Raw genomic sequence first — 23,757 nt, 5'->3', positions numbered from 1 at the left:
ATACTGGTCAGGTTCAAGCTATCCACTATCAACCCTCAACTATCGACTCCCTTGCCCCCCATCGGTTTCAAAGAATGGTCTTTTGTATGTGAAGCGCTCGGTCAGGGCGCGCAAACCCTGATCCTGCGCAAAGGCGGCATTCATGAGGGCAAGAGTGGATTCCACTTTCAGCATGATGCGTTCTGGTTGTTCCCCACCGGATTTCACACGCAAGCAGAGTCCTTGAAATGGATGCCGGAGAACGCCGGTGAAGTGACCGTGCCGCAGGACGAGCAACGCGAGCGTGTGGATGTGCATTACTTTGCGAAGCTCCACCAGGTGTGGTGCCTCACCGACTGGGACAAGGTCGCCGCACTGGAGCCTCTGCATGTATGGAAGGATGAAGTGGTGCGTGAACGCTTCGCCTGGAATGAAGAAAGCTGCCTGCATGTGGCGCTTGTACGCATGTATTCGCTGCCGGAGATCTGGAGCTTTCCCTACGAGCGCGGTTACGGCGGCTGCCGGAGCTGGGTGAAACTGCCCACCGAAGGCGAGGCGAAGGAGCAGGTGGCGCTGCAGCGTCCCGTGATGAACGATGCCACTTGGGAGGATGCGGCGCACACGGTGCGGGGGATGCTGGGCTCCTAAATAGTTTGAGATTCACGAGTCCCCGAGGGACAGTCCGCACCGATCACCCAACCATGGAAACGCTCGTCGGGCTCCTTGCTGTGTTCGGCCTCATCGCCGCCTCATTGTGGTTCTTGTACCGTTACGTGGCCCCGCGGCTCGCGCGACAAGACTCCTCTCAGAGTCGTTTCAAAAGGAGCAACCACGACAGCGGTGGAAGTGACGAAATTGGCCACAGCCATTCGCAATCCCACGATTCTGGAGATGACGGTGGAGGAGATGGCGGCGATTGAGCCGTCATTCTCCGCGTGGAACCCTTGAGATTTGTGCTACGGTGTGAAGGATTCCATCATCCCATCCGCTTGAACGATCTCGCTTTTCACATCCACGGTCTCGATCACGTCCAACTCGCCATGCCTGCGGGCGAGGAGGATGCAGCCCGGTCTTTCTATTCCGGCGTCCTCGGTTTGAGGGAAGTTCCCAAGCCCGCGAATCTCGCCAAACGTGGGGGCGTGTGGTTTGAAGGCGGCGCGCTACGCCTGCACTTGGGTGTGGAGAAGGAGTTCCTGCCTGCACGGAAGGCGCACCCCGCACTGCTGGTGAAAAGTCTGCCAGCGCTGAAGGCGCATCTTGCGGCAGCTGGAATCAATGTGGTGATTGATGAACCGCTCGAAGGCTACGAGCGCATCTATGTCGCAGATCCGTTCGGGAATCGGATTGAGTTGCTGGAGCCGGTGGACGGACGTCAAAGCTGAGCGGAGTGGCTTGGCAAATTTTTCCAGCTCCTACTCCACCACCGCCTTCCCCTTCGTCCCGCTGATCTGATTTCCCTCCGCCTTCTGCGCGGTGCCATTCAGTGAGATGCCGTTCTTCCCGGAGTTCACGATTTCGTTTCCCTTCACTTCATTATCCTTGGTGTTCTTGCCAAACTGAACGGCATTCCCCTCCATGCCGGTGAAGAGATTGTTCAGGATCTTGTTCTTCTCATTGATACCATTCTCTTGTTTGCACCAGCGCCAGAGGTTCACGCCAATGCCGCAATCACGCACTTCATTCGCTTCCACGATGCAGGCGATGGCGTCATTCAACTCGAAGCCAATGCGCGCACGGGCGATGTGGTTGTGCTTCGCCACGCAGTTCTCAGAGAAGTGATCGAAGTTGATCGCCTCATCACTGATGTCCATGAAAGTGCAGCGGGTGATACTGCTGTTCTCCACACTATAGAATGATACACCACGGCCGAAGCAGTTTTGAATGATGCAATTGTCGATGGTGACTCCCTTGATGCGCGGGCCGGTGGGGCCCTTCTCATAGGTGTACGGTCCCGCCACATGCACCCCGGTGAGTTCCGCGTGGCCGTGGATGACAGGATCATTCGCCGCACGTCCACCATCGATGGTGAGATTGCGAATGGTGACATTCTCAGTCGCACCGCGGATCTCGAACACATTCGCCGCATCCGCATCACGAATGGTGGTCTTCGCCGGCACGGCATACTTCAGCGGTTCTTCGAGCAGCAGTGTGTCCTTCGCCACGGCCTTCACCTTCGCGAGGTGATAGTTCGTGGGCTTCTTCGTGAAGGAATCCACTGCCCCGGGCGCTTCGATGCGGAGTCGCACACCCGGCTTCATGTTCTGCAATCGCGTGACTGGGATCTCCGTGCCGCCTGCCGCCGTGTCCTGTGTGCACTCCGCATACGCCACCGGAGGCAGCTTCAAGATGCACGCTTCCCGGTCCAGTCCGGCGATGGTGACGTTCTTCGCGTCCTTGAGGAAGAGTCCCTTCTCCAGCACCCACGTACCCGGGGGGATGATCACTTCGCCTTTCCCAGCAGCGATGGCCTCATTCACGAACTTCTGAATGTCGAGTGCAGGCGTCTTGGATTCCTGTGCCGGAAGTGCTGCTCCCACCAGAAGCAAAGCTCCGAGGATGAAAAATGAACGCAGGGGAAAGGAAAGAGGACAGGGCATGAGCTTTAGACAACGGCGCGGAAAGCAGGAATTCAGGATAAATCTCACGCTGGATTCCGGGCACACGACTTTCCCTCTCTGTGCATTTGTCACTTGTGTCCGTTTGCATTTTCCCCATAGCGTCGTGCCCCATGAGCATGAACGACGATGCGCGTCCAGATCAGCTGGTGGATGAAGAGGGCAACCTCCTCGAGGGTGGCTATGGTTTGCGGCAGAAGATTGGCCTGTTCCTCGGGCTGGCACTGTTGCTCTTCACGCTGGTCGCTCCGCCGATGTTCGGGCTTCCAGCTCCCGCGTCCAAAGTCGCGTTGCTGGCCATCACCATGGCGGTGCTGTGGGTGACGGAGGCCGTGCCTATTCCCGCCACTGCGTTGCTGCCTCTGGTGCTGCTACCCATTCTAGGCGTTTCCCCGGTGGACGAGTCCGCGGCACCTTATGCGGACCGCATCATCTTCCTCTTCATGGGTGGCTTCATCCTCGCGCTCGCCATGGAACGATGGAGCCTGCACCGGCGCATCGCGCTCACCATCATCGATGCGGTGGGCACCAAGCCCCGTGCGCTGATCATGGGTTTCCTCTGTGCGGGAACGTTCATCAGCATGTGGGCCAGCAACTCCGCCACGGCCATGATGCTCCTGCCCATCGGCATCTCGGTGTACGGCCTCCTCAAAGAAGGTGGCGGCGCCACCTTGGGAGCAAAGGAATTCGGCGCCGCGCTCGTGCTTTCGATTGCGTATGGCGCAAACATCGGTGGCCTTGGCACTCTCATCGGCACACCGCCCAATGCGTTGCTGGCGGGGCACATGCATGATCAGCACAAAATCACGGTGGGATTTGGCCAGTGGATGCTGCTGGGAGTTCCTCTGATTCTGGTATCCCTGCCCCTGGTGTATCTCATTCTCACCCGACTCAGCTTCAAGGTGCCCAATGATGAGGTCCCCGGCCTGCGTAACGCTCTCCATCAGGAGCGCACAAAACTCGGCAGGATGAGCAAGGGCGAATGGGCGGTGGCCGGAGCCTTTTCTCTGGCGATTGTGCTCTGGATTTCGCGAGAACTGTGGAAGGGAACAGCCATCGGCAAGATCGTCACGGACGAGGTGATTGCCATGGGTGCGGCTACCCTGTTGTTCTTTGTGCCACTCGACATGAAAAAGGGTATCTTTGTCATGGACTGGGCTTCCATGAAAAAGTTGCCCTGGGACGTGCTGATCCTCTTCGGTGGTGGCTTGAGCCTAGCCGCCGCCTTCAAGAAGACCAAACTGGTGGACGCCATGGCAACCGCCATGCAGGGCCTGTCTGACTGGCCTCCGGTGGCCATCGTTTTCCTGGTGACCGCAGTCATGGTCGTGGCCACGGCACTGACCAGCAACACAGCAACCACCGCCGCGTTCCTCCCCGTCATCAGCGGCCTGGCAGCCGCGGTGAATCAGCCTGCCATCCTCCTCTGTGTGCCTGTAGCCATCGCTGCCAGCGCGGACTTCGCCCTGCCCGTGGGCACGCCACCGAATGCCATCGCCTACGGTTCCGGACTCGTGAGCCTGCCCCGCATGGTGAAGGCGGGCATCTGGGTGGACCTGCTCTTCGTGCTCCTCATCCCCATCATGATGTGGACGGTGGGACGCTGGGTATTCAAAGTCTAGAGCGGTTTAAGTTACAGTGTAGCCAATTTCGTCTTGGGGTGCGGCAAGTCACCCCTGATCCAAGGCCACGACTTTGTCTAAACCGCCCTAGACGGGCATGCCACGCCTCCCGCACCTAGCTGGGTATGTTTGAATCCGGCAGGGCATGCCACTCTGCTGGGAAGAGAATGAGCTTCATCTCGGCCTCCTCCAGACGCTGGACATAGTCCTCCTCCTCGTGGGCCCACGCCGCTGTGCCCCGTTTGGGAGACGTTTGGTGCATCTGCAGCATATGGCGCAGGAACTGCACGCGCCAGCGTACATGAACGAAGTCGTCCCAGTTCTTATTGTTGAGCTCCAAGATGGCAATTTGCATTTCGCGCGCCGACCACGCAACGCGGGGGCCAAAATCTAGGGGCGATCACCTAGGGAGCGCTAAAGGGGCCGCGTTTAGCAGCAGAAGTCGGTCAGACACTTCCAAATTTTCCAGGCCAACGTCCCCATCTGGAGAACAAAAGACAACGGCAGGAGGATGAGCATGAGCTTGTTCCGCAGAGCTTTCTGTCCGTTCCCCGGATACCACCACGGTGCCAGCACCAGTGACGACCATCCCAGCAAAGCCAGGCCAAGGACATCCAAACCGTCCTGCTGGAAAAGCGTGAACGGGAACACGTCCTCAACAATCACATAGGCGGGCGCTGCCACCAGCAGTCCCACAAGATCGAAGTTAAAATAGCGCTCCCACTGCAACCAGAGCAGCAGGAGAGCCACGGGCAATGGGAGGAGAAGGAACCGGACGAGCATTGGAATGCGGAGGTCACTCCCCCAAGTGAACCAACCGATCCACTTTCAGCGCTCCGCCACCGGTCGTTTGAACACTGCCACCACATCCCGGGTCACGCCGCCAGACTGGTTGGTGTCGAAGGCGGAAACCAGCTCCCAGCCATCGCGTCCGAGGCCGTTGAGCACATTCTCAAACGAGGCGGTATCGAGTACGCCCCCCAGAAACCCAGTGGCGGCGAGCTTGATGGTCTTGTACTCCCAGCGTGTCATGGCCAGAATGTGAGGGAAATGGCACGAAAGACAAGGCGTCTTGTGTTGAGCAAAATCGGGGTCTGACTGGTCAAACCCCGCCCGTTTGCGCTGCAAGGCGCGTAATGCTAGAATTTAACCCCCTTATGGATCTCCTCCTCAACGTGCTCCGGGTCGCCGGTCTGATTTTCCTGGTCCTGCTTGTCTTCAACCTCATGATCGTCGTGCACGAGTGGGGTCACTTCCTCGCCGCGCGCTGGCGCGGGCTGAAGGTGGAGAAGTTCTACGTCTGGTTTGGCAAGGCCATCTGGAAGAAGAAGATCAATGGCGTGGAGTACGGCCTCGGCAGCATCCCCATGGGAGGCTTCGTAGCGCTCCCCCAGATGGCGCCCATGGATGCCATCGAGGGCAAGAACGAGGAAGGTCGCGAGTCGCTGCCGCCCATCACCCCGCTGGACAAGATCATCGTGGCCTTCGCCGGCCCCCTTTTCAGCTTCCTGCTGGCAGTATTTTTCGCCGTGGTGGTCTGGCAGGTCGGCCTCACCGAGCGCGAGATCGACACAGAGAAGCGCATCGGCTACGTGGCCAAAGGCTCCCCGGCGGAACGCGATGGCCTGAAGGTTGGCGATGAGATCATCACCGTGGACGGCAACAAGGTGCGCGGTTTCCGCGGCCTGGTGGAGAGCGTGACCTGGTATGTGGTCTCCAGCGAGAAGGATGTGATTGAGTTCAAGGTGAACCGCCCCGGCGTGGGTGAAGTGGTCGTTCCCGTGAAGTCCGAGAAGCCGAAGCAGGAAGGCAAGACCTCCTGGTGGACGGGTCTCTTCACCCGCCCTGCTTTCCGTCAGGTGGGCATTGGTCCGGTGATGACCCTGAAGGTGATGGACTTCGCCGCGGATGGCGCTCATACCCCGGCCCAAGAGGGCGGCATGCAGAAGGATGACATCCTCCGCAAGATCAACGGCCAGCCTGTGCTGAGCACAGGCGTCCTCTCGGACATTCTGGAAGAGAACGTGGGCAAGCCCATGAACGTGGAAGTGGAGCGCGACGGCAAGACGGTCCCCCTCACCATCACCACACGGTTGCCCGACCAGCGGGACAAGGCGTTTGATATCAAAGACGAGGCCATCGCCACTCTCGGCGCGGGTTGGGACATCGGCGGCTCGGAGAAGAAGCGTTACCCGGGCCCGATCGGCCAGCTCAAGGATGCCGGCCGCACCATCTACGACACCCTTCGCAAGCTCTCCCCCACCTCCAACTCCGACATCGGCGCCAGTCACCTGAGCGGCTTCATCGGCATCGCCAATGTGTACTACAACCTGCTCCAGGACCCGAATGGCTGGGAGCGCGTGCTGTGGTTCAGCGTGGTGCTGAATGTGAACCTCGCGCTGCTGAACATGCTCCCCTTCCCCGTGCTGGACGGTGGCCACATCGTGATGGCCATCTATGAATGGGTCCGTCGCAAGTCGATCAATCTCCGCATCCTGGAAGTGGTGCAGACCGCGTGCGTCATCCTGCTCTTCGGCTTCATGATCTTCATCAGCTTCAAGGATACCGGTGATGTGATTGGCGTGGGCCGCAAGGGTGCTGAGGTTCAGCGCGTGCCTTCCAAGTTCCTCGCTCCGGAGAAGCGCGCCGCTCAATAACACCGCCCGCCCCTCCCTTTCGTTTCACCCTCCCGCCCGAAGTTCGCTTTCCCTGCTCATGTCCGACCGCTCCGCGCAGCCCCTGCTCAGCTACTGCCCCGACCTGTATCACTACCAGCGCCGTGAAACGCGTGAGGTGATGGTGGGCAAGGTGGGCATTGGCGGCAAGAACCCGATCCGCGTGCAGTCGATGATCACCAGCGACACGCGCGACACGGAAGCAAGCGTGAAGCAGGTGCTGGATCTCGCGGCGGCTGGTTGCGAGATCGCACGCATCACCGCGCAGACACGGCAGATCGCGGAGAACCTGGAGCACATTGCCGCCGGCGTGCGCGCGGCAGGCTGCGACATTCCCCTGGTGGCGGACATCCACTTCAAGCCGGATGCCGCCATGGAAGCGGCGAAGTGGGTGGAAAAGGTACGCGTGAACCCCGGTAACTACGTGGACAAGAAGAAGTTCGCGGTCCGCGAGTACACGGATGAAGAGTATGCCGCCGAGGTCGCGAGCATCGAGGAGGAGTTCGTACCGCTCGTGCGCCTCTGCATTGAGAAGCAGCGTGCCATGCGCATCGGCACGAACCACGGCTCACTGAGCGACCGCATCATGAACCGCTACGGCGACTCGCCGCTGGGTATGGTGGAGAGCGCGCTGGAGTTTGCCCGCATCGCGCGCCGCGAGGGTTTTCACAACTTCGTCTTCTCGATGAAGGCAAGCAATCCCAAGGTGATGATCGAGGCCTACCGTCTGCTGGTGGCGCATCTCAATGCCCTGGGTGGTGATTGGAACTACCCCATCCACCTCGGCGTGACCGAGGCTGGTGATGGTGAAGATGGTCGTATCAAGAGCGCCATCGGCATCGGCTCGCTGCTGGCAGATGGCATCGGCGATACCGTGCGCGTGAGCCTCACGGAAGATGCCGTGTATGAGATCCCCGTGGCGCAAGCTTTGGTGAAGCCGTACAACGATGGCGTGCCTGCACGCTTCCCGCGCGTGGAGAAAGCGCCGGCGGTGAGTTATGATCCCTTCGACTATGAGCGTCGTGAAGCGACCGTGGTGAAGGAGAACGAAGTGAAGATCGGCGGGCATGAAACCGTCGCCGTTTTCACCAGCCGCACCAAATGGGATGCCGTGGCACACAAGATGGACAAGCTCGGCGACTACAAGCCCGAAGTGGTGCTGGAAGACAGCGCCGTGGTGGCGGTGGATCCCCGTGATGAAAGCCAATTCGACGGCCTCAAGGATTCTGAAATCGTGACGGTGCAGGATGGTCTCGACCTTCCCGTGATCCCTTCCTACCGTCTGCTTGCCGCACGTCTGAAGCAACTCGGTCGCACTTCACCGATCCTGCTGAAGGACACGTTGGAACCCGCGACGCAACCCGGTGCGGATTTCCTCCCGACGATGCTCAAGGCCGCGACAAACATTGGCTCGCTGCTGTGCGATGGCATTGGCGATGCGGTGATCGTGCAGGGCGAAGAAGCTCCGGGCCAGTCCCTGCGCCTGAGCTACAACATTCTCCAGGCGGCGGGCACACGTATCTTCAAGACAGACTATGTGGCCTGCCCGAGCTGCGGCCGCACGCTCTTCAACCTGCAGACCACCACGCAAGAAATCCGCGCGGCCACCGGCCATCTCAAAGGTGTGCGCATCGCCGTGATGGGCTGCATTGTGAATGGCCCCGGTGAAATGGCCGATGCCGACTTTGGCTACGTGGGCGGTGCTCCGGGCAAGATCAACCTCTACGTGGGCAAGACCGCGGTGAAGTTCAACATCCCACAAGCCGAAGCCGTGGAGCGACTCAAGGATCTCATCAAGGAACACGGCCGTTGGGTGGATGCACCCGCGCAGGTGGCGGAAGCGGTGTAACACCCTGGGATGCCATGTCTTTCGCTGGTGTATCCGTCGAACGTTTGCGTCTGGCGGGTTTTTCCAAGGGCTGGCAGCTGGAGTATGCGACGGGTCCTCATGACGAGGACAGGCTCATCAAAGACATGCCGCCTTTGCGCCTCGGCATGCGCGTGCAATTCCTCGACTTGCCGGAAGGCATTGCCATTACTGCCCATGCAACCCTCAGCAGACCGGATTTCAGTGCCCTCATCAACGCCTTGATGAATGAACCGCAGGGGCATGAATTCCCGTTGGAGGTCTGGGTCCTTGAGGCATTGGCGGATCGCGCGTTGATTCAGTTCGAGGACATACTAAGCAAACAACTGTCTGAGTCGGAAAAGCGCGTGGAGAGTTTTGATTGGAACTCGAAGCTCGAGCACTTCATCCATCACCGGCCGGATTCGCCTGGTACCCGGCAACTGGCACATCTTGCAGCGCTGGCTTACAAGGGAGACCTCAGCAAGCTCCTGGATTATCAGGACGCCTTCGCGAAGGGGAAGCGGCTCAATTTTGCCACCATGATCTCATCGGAGGTGATGGAACGAGCCGTGGACATTGCCGCCCTGCGCTGAGTCCCGCCCACCCGGCCTACCTTGACGAGCGCTCGGGTGGGCGTGAACTCCGGAAGCTCGTACCAGCCACGCTGCTGCAATCTTCCCTTGGTTGACAGCCTCACATAGCGGAGCATGAGAGAGAGTCGATGAAGGTCGAACGCTGTCCGCATTGCAAGAACAGGGTCCTGTTCGCAGGGGACTATTGCTCCCACTGCCGGAAGCATCGTGTCACCGGGGAGCTGATGGCGGCCGAGGAGATGAATGCCCGGCTTGGAGACGCGCGAAAGGTGGCCAGCATGCGCACGGCTCACGATCAGGAGGCCATCAATCAAGAAGGCAGGTTGAAAACCGTCTGCGTTCTGGCCTTGATCGCGGGGGTCGCAGTGACCTTGAGCGGTCTCGGAGCAGAGTCTCCTTTCATTGCAGTCGTCGGCGTGGCGATGTTCCTCGCAGGAGCTCAGTTGTACCTGCGCCATGCGGTGAAATTCATGGCTCTTTTCCTGATGCTCTCCAGTGGCTCCTTTTTGCTGCTTCGGCTTTGGGAGCTGGTCGGCATCTTTTCCCAAGCTGGTCTCATGATCGCGGGCACGCTTCCCATGTGGGTGATCTGGTCCGGTCTCTTTCTGATTCTCATGGTGACCAGCTTTAAGATCGTGGTGCACAATCCCGACAAGAACACCACACCACCGGCGGTGCCGGACGGCCCGCCTGTCAGCGCAGCCCTGAAACAATCCAGCCAACAAGCAGGCGACAAAACGTGAGCCCGCGCTAGCTTGCGCTCGTAGCACTTTTCATGAGCGGACACACGGGACTGCAACTGACCTTCCTCGGCACGGCGACCTCCGTGGGCGTGCCGATGATTGGCTGCGATTGCGACACCTGCCGCAGCGGTGACCCGAAGGACAAGCGGCTGCGTTCTTCCATCTACCTGGAGACGCCCGAGTGCTCGTGGATTGTGGATACCGGCCCGGACTTCCGCACGCAGTGCCTGCGGGAGAACATCCGGCGCGTGGATGCCGTGCTCATCTCACACCCGCACATGGATCACCTCACGGGCTTCGATGATCTGCGGCGCTTCACCATTGGTGAAGATGCCGTGATGCCGGTGTATGCCATGCCCTCATGCCTCGATGCACTGAACCGCATCTTCTACTTCAGCTTCCTGCGCGAGAACCGCTGGCGCGGCTACCTGAAAGCGGAAGCAAAGCCCATCGAGGGAAACTTTGCATTGGGTGAGACCGAGATCGTTCCGCTGCCTGTGGAGCATGGGAAGCACGAGACCATCGGCTTCATGTTCGTGCGCGGTGGAAAGAAACTGTGCGCGTACATGAGCGACTGCAAGGTGGTACCCCCCGCCACGATGGAGCTCATCCGTGGTGTGGAGACCCTCGTCTGCGACGCCCTGCGCCACACGCCCCACCCCACGCACATGAACTTCGCCGAGGCGCTGGCGCTGCGGGATATTCTCCAGCCCCGTGAAACATGGTTTACCCACATCCAGTGCGAAATCATGCACGCGCGCGAAGAGGCCAAGCTGCCCGACGGTGTGCGCATCGCCTATGATGGGCTGAAGCTGCGCTGGCAGGATGAAGAGCAGTTTAGCGCGCGTTGAATAACAGCGCGCCGGCCCAATCTCGTTAAAATCGGCCAACCGAACTATCGTTTCGTGACCAGAGTGAATGCGGCAAGCTGAAGATAGCAGACCGCTGCGAGCATTCAAGGCTTGACAGTCGAAGGCGTTTCTGGGGAGGATTATGCATCGCCAATGCCATGAAGCGCTTCCTCTGGCTCCTGATGTCCTGTGGTTTGGTCGCTGCAGTGATCGCCATTGGCATGGCGGACATCGACACCGGCCCTCGTCCGGAAATCCGTGTGGTGCAGATTGTCTCCCACGATGCCGAGCAGAACTACCTGCTGGAAGTGGTGAACCCCGGCTCCCGGGATCTGGAGTACTGGGGCTACGGTGCGGAGAATCCCATGTACCAGATGGAGAGCTATGAGGCTGCCTCGGGCGAATGGAAGGACGCCATGATGGGCTGGTGCGGCATGGGTGCGGCTCCGCAACGGCTCGCCGCGCACAGCAGTCAGCGGTTTGAGGTCAGCGTCAGGGACGCGCCTTCGCGCGTGGGCCTCCTGCTGCTGCCGCCGAGCTACCAGCGCGGACGCGTGTTTCAATTCGATTGGCTGCCCTTTTCCATTCGTGAGAGTGTGGTGGCATGGCAGAATGGACGCCTGGATGAGCGGACCAAAAAGCGCATGGTGTGGAGCGAGAAGCTGGAACCGCTGCCGCCGGTGACGACCATGCTCACGACGCAGGTCACGGAGAAATCAGGCATGGGAGGCATGCCGTGAAGAAGTGGATCGTCGGTGGTGTTCTGCTCTGCAGCCTGGCTACGGCTTTGTCCCTCGTGATGCCGGATGTGTCTCCCAAAGCAGAGCTGCGTGTAGTCGGAACTGTGATCAGGGACGGCGTGGACTGGTATGAACTTGAGCTTACCAATCACACCACCCACGAGCTGCACTACATGGGATATGAGCCCACTGACCCTCGTTTTGTGGATCTGTACTGGGAAGGCGGCGAATGGAAGGAGCTTTCAGGATACCGCTGTGGATTTGGTCTCGGGCCACAGACGCTGGCTCCAGGCACGAGTATACGTTTCGTGACCAACCGTCCCTTGAGCACACCCTCCCGTATTGGAGTAAATTTGCGCGATTCAAGCTACGCGTACGGTAAGGTTCATGAACTGGAGTGGCTGCCGGATCGACTGGAGAAATGGGCTCAGGATCGGCAGAAAGAGTGGCTGCACAAGCGGTGGCTAGAGACGGTCACGTGGACCCCGCCTTTGGACCCTGTTCCTTACACTGCTGCCGAACAGTTGGTATTGGAGGCCCTCGACGATGGAGTGGTCATGGACCTGGAAAATCTATTCGAAGAAGACCTGCTTGCTGCAGGCCCGCCAGTGGGAGATCCGTTCGCTCCGGCACCAGCAGATCCTTTCGACCCGGCCGTGGGCGGTATGGCCCCGGCTCCAGCTGGCTCAGACCCTTTTGCTCCCGCGCCCGTAAGCGCATCCACCTCTCCCTGACTACACCCACTTCTCCGCCAGGGAGTACCCCAGTCCGCGGTGCGTGACGATGGGCTCTACCTCGTTGCGCACGGTCTTCATCTTGGCGCGCAGGGATTTCACGTGGGCGTCTACGGTGCGTTCCATGGCGGCTTCGGGTTCGTCGCTGGCATGCTCCATGAGCTGAGCCCGGCTGAAGACGCGGCCGGGATGTTTGGCAAAGGTTTGCAGCAGCCGGTACTCGTAGCGGGAAAGAGGCAGCACCTCGCCAAAGTAGCGGATCTGGCAGCGGGTTTCGTCCACCGATACCGGGGTGGCACTTTCCTCAGGAGGTGCTGCAGCGACGGCGGGCGAAGATTCCGTCGAAGAGGAAGCGGCGGCAGCAACAGGCGCGCCTTTGGGCCGGTGGTCCGCCCGACGCAGCACGGCACGCACACGTGCGGTGAGTTCGCGAGGGCTGAAAGGTTTGCAGATGTAATCATCGCCTCCAATTTCCAAACCCACTACGCGGTCCAGCTCTGAAGAGCGTGCCGTGAGAAAGATCACCGGCACATCCTTGATGAGCCGAAGCTCACGACAGAGCTCGAAGCCCGTCGTATCCGGCAGGCCAACATCCAGGACAGCCAGGGCGAAGTCCTCGGCCTCCAGACGTGCGATCGCCTCGGCTCCGGTGCTGCAGGCGCAAGGAGCGAAACCCTCTGACTCCAATGAGTACACGATGTTGTCCGCGATGGACGGCTCGTCCTCAACGATCAAAATGCGTGGGCGGACCGGGGGCAGCATGGCGGCGGAAGGCGTGGGTATGAGGGGAAGCAGTGTCATTGCATTGATGATCGAAGTCACGCTTCGGGCAAGAGTTCCGTGTGATAACCGTCAAACTCGGCGGGGGGACCGGCCCACGAACGGGTCTCGACAAGCCGGGGTGGTCTGCCGGGACTGGCCCAGGTGGTCACGTAGACCATGGCATTGTCTGCGAAGTAGTAGTGGCAGTCCAGGTGCAACACGAGGTGGGTGACGCGTTTGCAGCCATGCTTGCGAAGGATCTGGAGATGCGCCGCCTGCTGGAGCACCTCGAGGTTCTGGGCCACAGGCTCGAACATTGGGGAACCGCCCTCCGGTAGCACCAGGCCCAGCACCGGGTACTCGAAGCTTCGTGCCTGCGACACATGGGCGACGTCGCGTTTCAAGTACATGTGGGCGATCCCAAACATCCCCGCCGTGAGGACCAGCAACACTACAATCCATTTCATATACCCATGGGCTTAAGATGAAGGAATCAAGGTCGTGCGAGGCAGGCGCAGCTTCGGAAAGCGATCCGCCGCCATCTGCACCACACGATTCGCCAGCAGCGCCATCACGAGTCCACCGAAGGCACCCGTAGCGCCGCCCATGGCCAGTATCACACCATGATGGGAGAGGTCAGGCCAGGTCTGGGCAAGCACCAGTGCCGCCACGGCACCCACCGGCGCCCCTGCGAGTACACCCAGCTGCACCAACAAGGCGCGCAGTCCGGACAACACCTTTCCTGTGGAGAATCCCACGATGATGGAAATGGTCACCACACCGATCATCACCATGACGAATGCCACACAGACGGCCATTGCGATGACGACCGCGGCGCAGAGCGCAGCCACTGCGCCAAAGATGAGATATAGCTGTTCAGGTTCCATGGGAGCAGGGTGGGTGCAGGATGCGCGCGAGGGGCGATCAGGTGGTTGCTGGAGACGGCAGGGGGCCGCTCTTGCTCTTTCTTTCCAGCAATGCCTCACGACCCCTGCGGAACACTTCTTCCCAGTTCACCTTCGCGGTCGCAACCATCAGGAGCGCGAGCGTGGCCACGGCAGTGATGGTGAGCGTGAGACCTGTCATGCCGTCGAAGAAGAAGCTGTAGCTGAAGAGCACCATGTACGCGAGCTGCGCCGGCACGGCGACCATGCTGATCGACTTGCCGGCCACCGCATGCAGGTAGCCGCTCACCATCACGAGTGAAATCACCGAGGCGATCAGGAATGCCGCATGCAGGGACATCTGATCCCCCAGATACGCCAGCAGCAGATGGAAGGTGAAGAACCCGGCCGCGAGAAAGGCATACGTCATGGGATGAAGATGGATCCCCCGCAGCATGCTCACCACCACCAGCACGCCGAAGAAAAGCACAAGTGACACCGGTGCAAAGAAGGTGATGCGCGCAATCACCGGCCCTGCATTCAACAAACGGGGCATGTCCACCGCGATGTCACGCGCGTCGATGGTGTCGGTGTAGTTCCACACGAGATCCACACCTTCACCTTTGGCCACAGGTTCCAGCTTGGTGGGTGAGGTGGCTCCCACGGGGAAACTCACGTCATCGAAGTTCGTTCCCATGGTGAGCGTGAAGTTTTTCACCCGGCTGCCCTGCGGGAAGGTATAGGACCAGCGATCCAGACCGCGTGCATTGTAGCGCACCGTCAGGGGCAAGGTAGCGCCGGCAGGAATGAGCTTCACGGTCTCCACCATGCCATTGTGCGGTGCGATATCGGTGGCAGCGCCTTCACCGAGCTGGAAGGCGAAGTTGTCATAGCTGGTGTTCCTGGTGGGCAGGGACATCTGCACGCGCACGTTGCGCGCGCTGGCCGCCGTGTTGGTGATTTCATAGCGCGCGGAGAACTCCACGTCGTAGGTGCGATGCCAGAGCAGGCCGCGCTTCTTGGGCGAATACGCAATGCGCGCCTCCACCTTCGAAGAGGTGGGCAGCATGACTTCGGGATCTCCGGACCCGGAGGTGCTGTCCGCCAGCAGCGTCAGGTGCGGCTGGGCAAGGCCGGGACCCCAGACCTGCCGCACCTCATTCCCCATGCGTGAAGCGGAAGCACGCGAACGCTGGTGCAGCGTGGCGCCCAGGACAAACCAGGCAAGGGTGGCGGCGCCCGTGATGACGACAATACTGACGAGGCGTGACGGTGTCATGGCGATGGGTGGGTTGAATGAAACGGGGAGGAGCAAGATCACTCACACTGCGGCAGGGAGCTTGCCTGGAGGCGCGGGCGGAATGGTGGGTGGCGTAGGCAGGACGCGCTTCTTGCCAGCCAGTTGCTCGGCCCAGTTCACCCGCGCGGTGAAGGTCATGAGCAGGGCGAGGGTGACGATGGCACCGATGGTGATCATCAGCCCTGTCATGCCATCAAAGAAGAAGCTGTAGCTGAAGAGCACCATGTACGCGAACTGCGCCGGCAGGGCGACCCTCAGCATCCTCTTCCCGCCCACCGCACGGATATAACCACAAACGAGCAGCAGCGAGACCACGGCCGCGATCACGAAGCTGAGATGCAAGGGCACCAGATCCACAAGGTAGGCAAACAGGAGCTGGAAAGCAAAACATCCGGCCGCGAGGAAGAAGTAGTTCATGGGATGGAGATTGATGCCCATCACCACGCCCATGAGCATCAGCACCGTGAAGAAGAACACCAGCGATACTGGTGCGAAGAAAGAAATGCGCGCAGCCACGGGGCCGGCCTTCAGCACCTTGGGCATGTCCATGCCAATGGCAGGCGCGGAAAGCACATCCGGATAAGTCCACCAGTAACGGCCCTTCAGACGATCACGCGCCGTTGGAGAGCCGGTGCCGCTGGGGAAGTTGATCTCAGCGAAGTCCGTCTGCATGACCAGCTCGAATCCCTGCACGCGGCTCGCGTCGGGGAAGGTGTATTGCCAGGAATCCATGCCGCGGGACTCGTAGGAAACCTTCAAGGGGGCCGTTCCCTTCGCCGGTACCGTGAGCGCCTCGGTGATGACTCCGGCCTTCGGGACCGCGCGGCGCAGCGATTCATCTCCCAGTGTGAAAGCGAAATTGGTGTAGCTCGCCTCTTTCGAGGGGAGCTGGTACTGCACATAGATGGTCTGTGGAATCGGCGTGGGATTCGTGAACTGATAGGCCGCACTGAATTGTACCGAGTAGGTGCGGTGCCAGAGGAGCCCGCGCTTCTTTGGTTCAGACTGCAGCGTCACCTCGACGTGGCTCGAGTCCGGCTGGAGCGTCACCTTGCGATTGTTCCCCGTGGGCGCGTGATAGAAGGCGGAGGGATGAAGCTGCTTCAGGGGAAAGCCCCACACATCCGCCACCTCGCTGCCCATCTGGCTGCTGGATTCGTGGGTGCGAATTTGCAGCGTACTGCCAAGAATGGCCCATGCCACCGCGGTGCAAAGCGTGATGAGGGCGATGGTAAAGATGCGGAGAACGGTCATGGCGAAGAGGGGTCAGAGGTGACGGGACATGCGGAAGGAGAGAGCGTGGCGCTCGTGCTATTCGAGACCGCGCTTGCGGTAGAAGAGTGCAATCTGCGGGCGCTCATTGCGGCAGAGCTTTTTGATCAGACTGAGAGCGGCGGCATTTCCACTCGTGTTCGTGCCCTGGGTGGCGAATTCCACATTCCCCTCGGCGCCGACAGCTTCATACCCCTCCGGGATTTCCACATTCCAGAGCACTTCATGAATGAAGAGAGGTGTCTGCGCGAGTTCCAAGGCTGTCTGACCTTCCACGGCATCGAGCTTGCCCTTTGCCTCGGTGTACGAGAGCTGAACTTCGCTCTTGCCGCTGCCGGTGAGAGGCACCTCCAGTTCTCCAGCGGCGCGCACGATGGGATTCACCGGCGCGTTGTTTACCGCGCACTTCAGCAAGGTGCTGTTCTCAGGGAGAACGACCACCCAGCGCTCCGGCTGCTGATGTTCGATTTCCATCTTCGACTCTGTCAGCACCGAACCATCCGCCACCAGCTTCGTGGTGCAGGTGCTTTTGGTGATGGCGGCAGAAGCGGTGTCCACACGCGGCAGCAGCTTCGCAGCCACCGTCACTGAGGCCGCACCCGACACCGTGCCGAACTCCGTCGCCTTGGACTCCTCGGCAATCCACTTGGAAAGCCGGATGGGCGGCACGGGAGACTGCATGTCGGGCACACTGAGCTCCACGCCGGCCTGCAGCGCGAACATGTACAGTGTCTTCGTCTTGTTCTCACCCGCGACGGCAGGAGCGCGAAGCTCCCAGGCCGTCGCCAGCGGCAGTTGGGGCAGGGCATAGGAAAGGCGGAACTCGCGCTCCATGATGTCGCGTGTCTGCCAGCGCAAGCGCAGTTCCGCACTCCCATCCGAATTGCGGACGAGTTTCCAGTCGCGAATGTCATCTGCCTTGGCAAGCGCAACCCCACGCGCATTGGCCGGCATCATCAGCGTGGCCTCCAGCGCCGAACCGTTCACCGCCAGCAGGCGGACGCGCGCGTGGTGTTTGATTTCACCATCACCCTCGATGGCGAGCACTTCATTCTGCACCGTCCATTCGCTGGCCTGCAGCGGCGGCGGTGGAGGATCCGGCTGTGGCTCGGAAGCGGCATCGACCAGGCTCAGGAGATTCTTCCCACCTTTGGGTGAGAGTGGGATCTGCAGGGCGCCATCTGCCGCTGCGTCCACCCGCTGCTCACCCAGCTTGAGAAGTTGCTTCGCCGCCACACCGCTGACCTTCAATGCGGCCACCGCACACGGCGCGGATTGCAGCTCCAAGAAAGGACCGCTTCCCAGCACAGGCAATACAGTCTCCACAAAACGGACCTTCACCGAGGTGGCGCCTTCCGTGTGGGTCAGCAGGAAGAGATCCTCTCCCTCTACCAACAGTCGCGCATCGGCAGGCTCGACACTGGCCACGGCGGGACCCGCACCCATGAGGCGGATGCGTTCCCAACGCTTGCCAAAGGACTCCACCCTGAAGTCGGCCTCCAGCTTCAGCTTGCCACCGGAGACGTCCGCGCGGTACTCGGCCGACAGGAGCGCGCCCTTGGGCAGTTCTTGTGGGTCCATGCCATGAGCGATCTCCCACAGCTTTCGCAACTCCGCGTACGGGATGCGCACTTCGGCATTCTCCAGGGTGGGCAGGGGTGATGCCGGGGTCTGCGCTGTAGAGGTTCCTGAGACTGCTGCCTGCATGGCGATGTAGCAGACGAGGGAGAGGCGTGTGGAAGTCATGGCAGAGGCAGGGTGAATGACACTCCCACTCTGCCCGGGCCGCATGAAGCTTCGATGAACACCACATGAAAATGCGGTGAATAACAGAAGCGCGTGAACGACAACTGTTGGGTTTAAACCAGCTACTCACGGCGTCAGCGGGAGCTTGTTTTTCACTGCCTGATTGCAGTATGGATGGGTTAGTTGGCAGTTCGCCTCACTTCCCAACCCACCGCGAGCCCGCTCCCTTATGTGATCGTATGAGATCGATTTTGCAGAGTCTAGAAATCCATTGCAGATAGGACAACGGAGAGCTCCTTTAAGGGCTGCGTTAATAAAGACAGCGCTCTTGGTTTCATCTGAAAAGTCCTTTCCAGCATTGTCCGCGCTACCTGTAATGATTTTACCAGATAGCCCAGAGAGCGATACGATTTGAGCATCATCGAGACTGCTATTCGGATCAGATACGATGTAGCCAACAAGCGAATCGATCAAACTAGCGTACTTTTGCACTCTGTTTCTGCTAATAGTCTTCTGCAAGATTGTGGCGACGAGATCCTTGTGAGCAATCAACGCGTCTTCGAGTTTAGAGCGTACCTTTGTAAATTTTTCAAAAAACCCCTTGTCGTTGTTGATCATCTTTCGACTAAGCAGAAGGGCCATACCCAAGAACATTGGACTCAGGTGGCGTCCAGTGGGTCCATAGAAATAAATCGCCGGGTGCAACCCCAAGCTGCCCTTGTCGTTTCCGGTCATCCTCAATGCCAAATTGAGTGCTTCCCGCAGTGCCTCTTTGGTTGAAGAGCCGTCGGGATCGTCCGCTTGGTCTTTTAGATGTTTCGGCTCATTTGCTTGGTTGCGGATGGCAAACAACATGAACTCGATAAGCACTTGGAGGGCGGCACGAACTCCAGAAGAACCTCCTAACGGAAGATCCAATGTCTTAACTGGAGTATTGTATTCAGGTTCAAAGAGAGTGCTATGGATCGTTTTGGCCAGCTGCTCAACTTCGTCACATGTCGGCGAAGGGAATCGACTCCAGTACCGGTGTCCCATTCCCGCCCGGATCACCGCCCGTGACGCAACAGCGATTGGCTTGCGCCGATTCGAAAGCAAAAGTTCCTCTATGTCATCAAGCGGAGTTCCTTTGGTATTGATTTTAAAGAAGGAAGCCTCAGCCTTTTCGGCGTTGCCTTCTACCCATTGCACAGGAATTCCTCGTGTCAGGACCGTGTTGATACGTCGTCTCTCGCGATCATCAAGATTTGGATCGCTCAGCCGTGCCTGAAAGTGTTTAAAGTTCCCAATCTTTTGAGACACTAGTTCTCGTGTTCGCTGCGCAGCCCTTTCCTGCTCGTTCGATACTGAGCGACCAAAAAAAGCGAGAGAGGTTGGCGCGTCCCCGTAGTCGTCGAGAAGCCATGCTCGAAGTGCACTTAGTCTATGACCTCCATCAATCACGAAGAGATAGGTTGGTGACTTCCAGACAATAACTGAAGGTATCAGGTCGCCGTTAACAAAACATTCGAGCAATGAGGCAACTTGCTCTGGAGTCCAGTGATTGGTCTCTCTTTGAAAATCTGGCTTGCGAAGGAGTGGAATTATTCCATCCTCTTTTAGATCTTTGACAGATATCCTCTCGAATTTTTCGTAACTCGGCGGGTTGTCGTCATCGACCAACGCAAAGTCCTCGCGTGGGAGCATCGCATCAAGATTTACTAGGGTGCCTCTGGCCATGGGACTTTTTTCCTTCCCAGCCGATTGTTAGTCAATGAAAAAACCCCGCCGAGCGGAGGGCGCTGTTTTCCAACACCAATTGCCTAGCTCCGCTTCCGGCCGGAAGCGATGGGCAGGATACCGAAGTCCCGCGCCTCCTGGATGCTGATCAGCTGATATTCTGTCTCCTCTTCATCCCCGAATTTCTCGGCATTCTCTTCGAGGTCCTCATTCGCAGTGGAGATGGCGCTCTTGAAGGTTTTCAGCGAGGCAGCGAATTCCTTCTTCTTCAGCTTCGCCTCCATGCTGGGCAACTCCTTGAGGGGTTTGAGTTTGTTGTTTCCCAGCATCGTGGTCTCGAGACCCACTGTCTCTTCACCCTCGGCATCCGTATCAAAAGCAAGGTAGCAATGCCCGGGCACCATGACGAGGTAAGCCGTGATCCCGATCTTCCGCAGCAGGGACGCCATCAGCACGGAGCCGTCCACACAATTCGCCTGGGTGGCATCGAGGCTTTCATCCAGGAAACGCACAGTCTGGCAGTAGACCATCTTCGCACCGGGCGTGGTGGAAATGTCCGAGTACTTGATGCCCTTGCGCTGGAGGACATGCCAGATGGCAAAGACCTGGGTCAGCACCTGTTCCGGGTCCTCTGTCTGGTATCCGGTGAAGGAGTCCACCAATCCTGTCTGCAGGGCTTCCTGCAGGATCCTGTCGATCCAGGGGTGGTTCTCATTCACATATGCGGCAAACATCCACGAGAGATCCAGCGACTCAGCCTCTTCACCGTGGTCGACAAAGAAAGGACAATCGTTCAAGCCATGCATGGTGAGGGTCTCGTGCCGCTCGCCCAGCAAGGTTCCATTCAGGCTCACCTTGAAGGAGACGTTCACAGGCTTCTGCTCGCGGATCAGATGCAGGGCGTCGTAATCCAGCACTGCCTTGGGAGTGATGTAGATGTCCTCCTGCGCTTTCTTCACGTTCACCTCCACCTTGGATGGCTTGAGCCAGCCGGGCGATTCCACCTCCACGGTCAGCTTCGCGCCAGCGGGTACCTGGGACACCCACACACCGAACCATCCATTGGTATCTCCATAGGTTGGAGCGTACTCTTCACCATCCTCATCCACTTCTGCTTCCGCATTCCAGTCAACCGTGGCGGTGGCAATGAGCAGACTGGGGAAGACATCCCTGTCGGTTTCCATCCATGGTTCCCATTTCACGGGTTTGGCAGCCTGAAGGCTGGCCATGAGGAAAAAGAAGCTGGCGGCAAGGGAGGCCCGTAAGACTTTCATGAAGGTATTCTCTGGACGCTGAACGCAGTCGCAGGAATTTTTCAGACCGCAATTCCTATCCACCAAAATGAACTGGCTGGCCCATGTGCACCTCTCCCCGCCGGATGTCGAGTTCCAGCTCGGCAACCTGCTGGCGGACGTGCTGCGTCGTGAGCCACGCGGGGTGATGGGTCCCTCCTTTGAGGCAGGTCGGTGTTGCCACGCCGCGATTGATCGGTTCACGGACACACATCCAATCGTGCAACGCAGCAAGATGCGCATCATCGCCAGTCATCGACGCTACGCGGGCATCCTGGTGGACATGCTTTATGATCACTTCCTGGCGAAGAACTGGGAACAATTCCACGAGTCCACCTTGCGCGACTTCACGCGGCAGTTTCAAGCGGAGGCCACCACGCGCAGGCACCAGCTTCCGGAGGATGGTGCGGAGTTGATCGAGTACCTTGTGCGTGAGGATCGATTGTATTCCTACCGCAGGCTGGAAGGCATCGAGGCAGCCCTTCAACGCATGTCCCTCCGTCTCTCCCTGCGCTGGAAGAAGACCGTGCGGCTGCAGGATGCGGTGGCACCGATCCGCGAGCATGGTGAAGAGATGGAGAAAGATTTTCTCGAGTTCTTCCCACAGCTGATGGCGCACGTCGCATCCGGTGAATGGTGGAGTGCACGGAGTTCGCGGGACGACACATATTGACGATGGGCGAGGAGACGTGCGTGAGGTTGGTCGCAAAGCAGCGAAAGCAGCGAAAGCAGCAGTGCAGCCAGAGAGACATGGGCGATCTGTGAGTTGGCTGCGTTTGCGGTTGTAGATTATCAACGATGAAGGCGGGTAAGAAAACCCGCCGGCCGCTGTCCGGTCAGGAGACCTGACTTCCTTTGCTCGCTTTCGCTGCTTTGCGACTAACAAGCCCATGGGGATGGCGCAGCAGCATTCTCGTGCGAATCGCCCGAGCCTGTCTCCATACGATCATGGGACGCAACGCGGGGCACGCAGGAATATGTTTTCATCCGAACCACCTTTGCCATGAAAACCCTCTCACCCACGCTGCACGGTGCCACCCTCGGCGCTGCTGCGATGATTTCATTTTCCGCCGGTGTGTTCATCCATCAAGCCGGTGCGCAAGAGATCGTTCCTGCGCCGCCACCGAATGGAAACACCGTGATCGTCGTGCCTCCGGGCGCACCTCCACCCGTGCAGGTGCAAGAAGTGCCCCCGCCAGCTCCCGAACCCAAGAAGCGGGGATTTTTCGGACGCCTCTTCGGAGGAGACAAGAAGGATCGGGAAAAGGACAAGCCCGACAACGATGACGATGGTGATACGAAACGACTGCCCCCAGCACCCGGCACCACCGTCGTGGTCGAGGAAGCGCCACCTGGTGCCACGGCAGTTCCTGTCGTCCCGCAACAACCGCAAGAGATCCAAGGCCAGCCAGCGGTGACGCCAGAGATCCGCAAGGAACCGGCTCGCAAGAAGTCCAGCACGACACGACGCAGCACCACCGTTGTCGAGACGCCGCCTGTAGATCCGCCCAGGACCAGGGTGGAACTTCCGCCTCCCGGAAGCGCTGTCACCGATCGCAGCACGACAGTGCAGAAGCCACCGACCATCCGCGAGCTGCCGGCGGGGAATGCGACGACCACGAGTGTGACTGCCACAGCCACAGTGCCGTCCGATCAAGCCGTTCTCGAGCAGGCACGCGCGAAGACCGAGATGAACAAGGCGCTCACGCCGGAGGAGACAAAAGTCGAAGTCACGCAGGAACGTACCAACGTGAAGCCATCGGCTCCGGTGCAAACGCAAACCACCACCGTGGACACGACTCCACCCACCAGCACCACTGCGGCCGTGGAGCAACAGCGCGCGCTGGCTGAAACCAAAAAGGAACTCGCCCGTCTAAAGGGCGAAGTAGCGACGGTGAAGGAGGAGCTGAAGACGACCAAACGCTCCTCGCCCACTGTGGACATAGACAAGGTCACCATCGCGGCGCCCAATGAAGCCGCGCCCATCACGCCGCCCGAGCCTCCCGACGCCGCGGCCACACCTCCCAGCCGGGCTGCTTCCGTCGCGGGTTCAGAAGCACCCACGGACAAGACTATGGTGAAACCGTCCGAGCCCCCTGGCGGCCTGGCACCACCGAAGACGCCTCCGGGTGCCGATGCGGTGACGATTGGAACGAGTGCTGCGAAGGAGTCAGGCGCGTCCGCTCCTACGAACGAACATGGGACCGACGCCGGCACTGTGCCCACGGGCACCAAGACGGATTCACCGGACTTTGTGCGCAGCCCCTTCCCACCGCACAACAAACTGGATGTCACCGGCATGAAGCCGGGCGCGCTCGCGAAGGATCCCTCAAACGGAAAGGTCTTCCGCATACCGTGAGTACTGTGATGTATCACATCATCCT

Annotated in this window: 24 protein-coding genes; 12 read left to right on the top strand and 12 right to left on the bottom strand. The window is 59.5% G+C overall.

All coding sequences use genetic code 11. The annotated features are described in order from the left end of the window. Positions 1-51: 51 nt before the first annotated feature. Complete coding sequence (locus DES53_RS23205; protein ID WP_170157328.1) at positions 52-627, top strand: DUF1802 family protein; 576 nt, start codon at positions 52-54, stop codon at positions 625-627. A gap of 341 nt (positions 628-968) precedes the next feature. Next, on the top strand, positions 969-1,361 hold the full coding sequence (locus DES53_RS23200) for a VOC family protein (protein WP_211325651.1): 393 nt from the start codon (positions 969-971) through the stop codon (positions 1,359-1,361). A gap of 30 nt (positions 1,362-1,391) precedes the next feature. Here the strand turns inward: DES53_RS23200 and DES53_RS23195 are convergent, their stop codons facing one another. Beyond that, positions 1,392-2,576 carry a right-handed parallel beta-helix repeat-containing protein gene (locus tag DES53_RS23195; RefSeq protein WP_113960706.1) on the bottom strand — a complete coding sequence of 395 codons (1,185 nt, stop codon included), beginning with the start codon at positions 2,574-2,576 and terminating at the stop codon, positions 1,392-1,394. A 131-nt stretch (positions 2,577-2,707) separates the two neighbouring features. On the opposite strand from DES53_RS23195, the gene DES53_RS23190 reads away from it, so the two are divergent. Next, positions 2,708-4,216 (top strand): SLC13 family permease, encoded by a 1,509-nt coding sequence (locus DES53_RS23190; RefSeq protein ID WP_113960705.1) that lies wholly within the window; start codon positions 2,708-2,710, stop codon positions 4,214-4,216. A 115-nt stretch (positions 4,217-4,331) separates the two neighbouring features. Here DES53_RS23190 and DES53_RS23185 read toward each other — a convergent pair whose 3' ends face one another. The 3 genes from DES53_RS23185 to DES53_RS23175 all read right to left on the bottom strand — a co-directional run bounded on the left by DES53_RS23185 (position 4,332) and on the right by DES53_RS23175 (position 5,248). After that, positions 4,332-4,556: a hypothetical protein gene (locus tag DES53_RS23185; protein ID WP_170157327.1), complete on the bottom strand. Its 225-nt coding sequence runs from the start codon at positions 4,554-4,556 to the stop codon at positions 4,332-4,334. Between the two features lie 89 nt (positions 4,557-4,645). Continuing rightward, positions 4,646-4,966, bottom strand: a complete 321-nt coding sequence (locus DES53_RS23180) for a hypothetical protein (protein ID WP_147263567.1) — start codon at positions 4,964-4,966, stop codon at positions 4,646-4,648. Positions 4,967-5,044: 78 nt separating this feature from the next. After that, positions 5,045-5,248 (bottom strand): DUF4177 domain-containing protein, encoded by a 204-nt coding sequence (locus tag DES53_RS23175; protein ID WP_113960702.1) that lies wholly within the window; start codon positions 5,246-5,248, stop codon positions 5,045-5,047. A 125-nt stretch (positions 5,249-5,373) separates the two neighbouring features. Here DES53_RS23175 and rseP point away from each other — a divergent pair, with 125 nt between their 5' ends. From rseP to DES53_RS23140, 7 genes are all read left to right on the top strand, one after another. Beyond that, on the top strand, positions 5,374-6,873 hold the full coding sequence (rseP, locus tag DES53_RS23170) for an RIP metalloprotease RseP (RefSeq protein WP_170157326.1): 1,500 nt from the start codon (positions 5,374-5,376) through the stop codon (positions 6,871-6,873). A 58-nt stretch (positions 6,874-6,931) separates the two neighbouring features. Then, positions 6,932-8,740 carry a (E)-4-hydroxy-3-methylbut-2-enyl-diphosphate synthase gene (gene ispG / locus DES53_RS23165; protein ID WP_113960700.1) on the top strand — a complete coding sequence of 603 codons (1,809 nt, stop codon included), beginning with the start codon at positions 6,932-6,934 and terminating at the stop codon, positions 8,738-8,740. 14 nt (positions 8,741-8,754) lie between these two features. Beyond that, complete coding sequence (locus DES53_RS23160; protein ID WP_113960699.1) at positions 8,755-9,333, top strand: DUF6990 domain-containing protein; 579 nt, start codon at positions 8,755-8,757, stop codon at positions 9,331-9,333. Between the two features lie 128 nt (positions 9,334-9,461). Further along, positions 9,462-10,076 carry a hypothetical protein gene (locus DES53_RS23155; protein WP_113960698.1) on the top strand — a complete coding sequence of 205 codons (615 nt, stop codon included), beginning with the start codon at positions 9,462-9,464 and terminating at the stop codon, positions 10,074-10,076. Positions 10,077-10,108: 32 nt separating this feature from the next. After that, on the top strand, positions 10,109-10,927 hold the full coding sequence (locus tag DES53_RS23150; RefSeq protein WP_113960697.1) for an MBL fold metallo-hydrolase: 819 nt from the start codon (positions 10,109-10,111) through the stop codon (positions 10,925-10,927). A gap of 158 nt (positions 10,928-11,085) precedes the next feature. Beyond that, positions 11,086-11,667, top strand: coding sequence for a hypothetical protein (locus DES53_RS23145; protein ID WP_113960696.1), 582 nt, complete (start codon positions 11,086-11,088; stop codon positions 11,665-11,667). Then, a complete protein-coding gene (locus DES53_RS23140) occupies positions 11,664-12,401 on the top strand; it encodes a hypothetical protein (protein WP_113960695.1) in 738 nt (245 codons plus the stop codon). The genes DES53_RS23145 and DES53_RS23140 overlap by 4 nt, the downstream gene beginning before the upstream one ends. Here DES53_RS23140 and creB read toward each other — a convergent pair whose 3' ends face one another. The 8 genes from creB to DES53_RS23100 form a co-directional block, all read right to left on the bottom strand. Next, positions 12,402-13,163, bottom strand: coding sequence for a two-component system response regulator CreB (gene creB, locus DES53_RS23135; protein WP_113960752.1), 762 nt, complete (start codon positions 13,161-13,163; stop codon positions 12,402-12,404). It abuts the gene before it with no gap. Between the two features lie 56 nt (positions 13,164-13,219). Further along, the gene (locus DES53_RS23130; protein ID WP_113960694.1) at positions 13,220-13,630 is read right to left on the bottom strand and encodes a hypothetical protein; all 411 of its coding nucleotides are present in this window, start codon (positions 13,628-13,630) and stop codon (positions 13,220-13,222) included. A gap of 12 nt (positions 13,631-13,642) precedes the next feature. Continuing rightward, positions 13,643-14,050: a hypothetical protein gene (locus DES53_RS23125; protein ID WP_113960693.1), complete on the bottom strand. Its 408-nt coding sequence runs from the start codon at positions 14,048-14,050 to the stop codon at positions 13,643-13,645. Between the two features lie 37 nt (positions 14,051-14,087). Beyond that, positions 14,088-15,326, bottom strand: a complete 1,239-nt coding sequence (locus tag DES53_RS23120; protein WP_113960692.1) for an inner membrane CreD family protein — start codon at positions 15,324-15,326, stop codon at positions 14,088-14,090. A 42-nt stretch (positions 15,327-15,368) separates the two neighbouring features. Next, positions 15,369-16,601, bottom strand: a complete 1,233-nt coding sequence (locus DES53_RS23115; protein ID WP_113960691.1) for an inner membrane CreD family protein — start codon at positions 16,599-16,601, stop codon at positions 15,369-15,371. Between the two features lie 57 nt (positions 16,602-16,658). Further along, on the bottom strand, positions 16,659-18,365 hold the full coding sequence (locus DES53_RS23110; RefSeq protein WP_113960690.1) for a hypothetical protein: 1,707 nt from the start codon (positions 18,363-18,365) through the stop codon (positions 16,659-16,661). Between the two features lie 126 nt (positions 18,366-18,491). After that, the gene (locus tag DES53_RS23105; protein ID WP_113960689.1) at positions 18,492-20,081 is read right to left on the bottom strand and encodes a GmrSD restriction endonuclease domain-containing protein; all 1,590 of its coding nucleotides are present in this window, start codon (positions 20,079-20,081) and stop codon (positions 18,492-18,494) included. Positions 20,082-20,164: 83 nt separating this feature from the next. Beyond that, entirely contained in the window at positions 20,165-21,355 is a 1,191-nt protein-coding gene (locus tag DES53_RS23100; protein ID WP_113960688.1) for a hypothetical protein, read from the bottom strand. Between the two features lie 67 nt (positions 21,356-21,422). Here DES53_RS23100 and DES53_RS23095 point away from each other — a divergent pair, with 67 nt between their 5' ends. Further along, positions 21,423-22,046: an acyl carrier protein phosphodiesterase gene (locus tag DES53_RS23095; protein ID WP_113960687.1), complete on the top strand. Its 624-nt coding sequence runs from the start codon at positions 21,423-21,425 to the stop codon at positions 22,044-22,046. Between the two features lie 330 nt (positions 22,047-22,376). Continuing rightward, positions 22,377-23,732, top strand: coding sequence for a hypothetical protein (locus DES53_RS23090; protein ID WP_113960686.1), 1,356 nt, complete (start codon positions 22,377-22,379; stop codon positions 23,730-23,732). Positions 23,733-23,757: the final 25 nt, after the last annotated feature.

This window comes from Roseimicrobium gellanilyticum (assembly GCF_003315205.1).
Lineage (GTDB): Bacteria > Verrucomicrobiota > Verrucomicrobiia > Verrucomicrobiales > Verrucomicrobiaceae > Roseimicrobium > Roseimicrobium gellanilyticum.
Note: the sequence above shows the minus strand (reverse complement) of the source record. Positions and strands in the feature narration are given on the sequence as shown.

Bases quoted from the DNA above. Each gene is read 5' to 3' on its own strand.
- DES53_RS23195 (WP_113960706.1), bottom strand. From the start codon at position 2,576: ATGCCCTGTCCTCTTTCCTTTCCCCTGCGTTCATTTTTCATCCTCGGA.
- DES53_RS23190 (WP_113960705.1), top strand. From the start codon at position 2,708: ATGAGCATGAACGACGATGCGCGTCCAGATCAGCTGGTGGATGAAGAG.
- DES53_RS23175 (WP_113960702.1), bottom strand. From the start codon at position 5,248: ATGACACGCTGGGAGTACAAGACCATCAAGCTCGCCGCCACTGGGTTT.
- rseP (WP_170157326.1), top strand. From the start codon at position 5,374: ATGGATCTCCTCCTCAACGTGCTCCGGGTCGCCGGTCTGATTTTCCTG.
- ispG (WP_113960700.1), top strand. From the start codon at position 6,932: ATGTCCGACCGCTCCGCGCAGCCCCTGCTCAGCTACTGCCCCGACCTG.
- DES53_RS23160 (WP_113960699.1), top strand. From the start codon at position 8,755: ATGTCTTTCGCTGGTGTATCCGTCGAACGTTTGCGTCTGGCGGGTTTT.
- DES53_RS23155 (WP_113960698.1), top strand. From the start codon at position 9,462: ATGAAGGTCGAACGCTGTCCGCATTGCAAGAACAGGGTCCTGTTCGCA.
- DES53_RS23150 (WP_113960697.1), top strand. From the start codon at position 10,109: ATGAGCGGACACACGGGACTGCAACTGACCTTCCTCGGCACGGCGACC.
- DES53_RS23145 (WP_113960696.1), top strand. From the start codon at position 11,086: ATGAAGCGCTTCCTCTGGCTCCTGATGTCCTGTGGTTTGGTCGCTGCA.
- creB (WP_113960752.1), bottom strand. From the start codon at position 13,163: ATGCTGCCCCCGGTCCGCCCACGCATTTTGATCGTTGAGGACGAGCCG.
- DES53_RS23130 (WP_113960694.1), bottom strand. From the start codon at position 13,630: ATGAAATGGATTGTAGTGTTGCTGGTCCTCACGGCGGGGATGTTTGGG.
- DES53_RS23125 (WP_113960693.1), bottom strand. From the start codon at position 14,050: ATGGAACCTGAACAGCTATATCTCATCTTTGGCGCAGTGGCTGCGCTC.
- DES53_RS23120 (WP_113960692.1), bottom strand. From the start codon at position 15,326: ATGACACCGTCACGCCTCGTCAGTATTGTCGTCATCACGGGCGCCGCC.
- DES53_RS23115 (WP_113960691.1), bottom strand. From the start codon at position 16,601: ATGACCGTTCTCCGCATCTTTACCATCGCCCTCATCACGCTTTGCACC.
- DES53_RS23110 (WP_113960690.1), bottom strand. From the start codon at position 18,365: ATGACTTCCACACGCCTCTCCCTCGTCTGCTACATCGCCATGCAGGCA.
- DES53_RS23105 (WP_113960689.1), bottom strand. From the start codon at position 20,081: ATGGCCAGAGGCACCCTAGTAAATCTTGATGCGATGCTCCCACGCGAG.
- DES53_RS23100 (WP_113960688.1), bottom strand. From the start codon at position 21,355: ATGAAAGTCTTACGGGCCTCCCTTGCCGCCAGCTTCTTTTTCCTCATG.
- DES53_RS23095 (WP_113960687.1), top strand. From the start codon at position 21,423: ATGAACTGGCTGGCCCATGTGCACCTCTCCCCGCCGGATGTCGAGTTC.
- DES53_RS23090 (WP_113960686.1), top strand. From the start codon at position 22,377: ATGAAAACCCTCTCACCCACGCTGCACGGTGCCACCCTCGGCGCTGCT.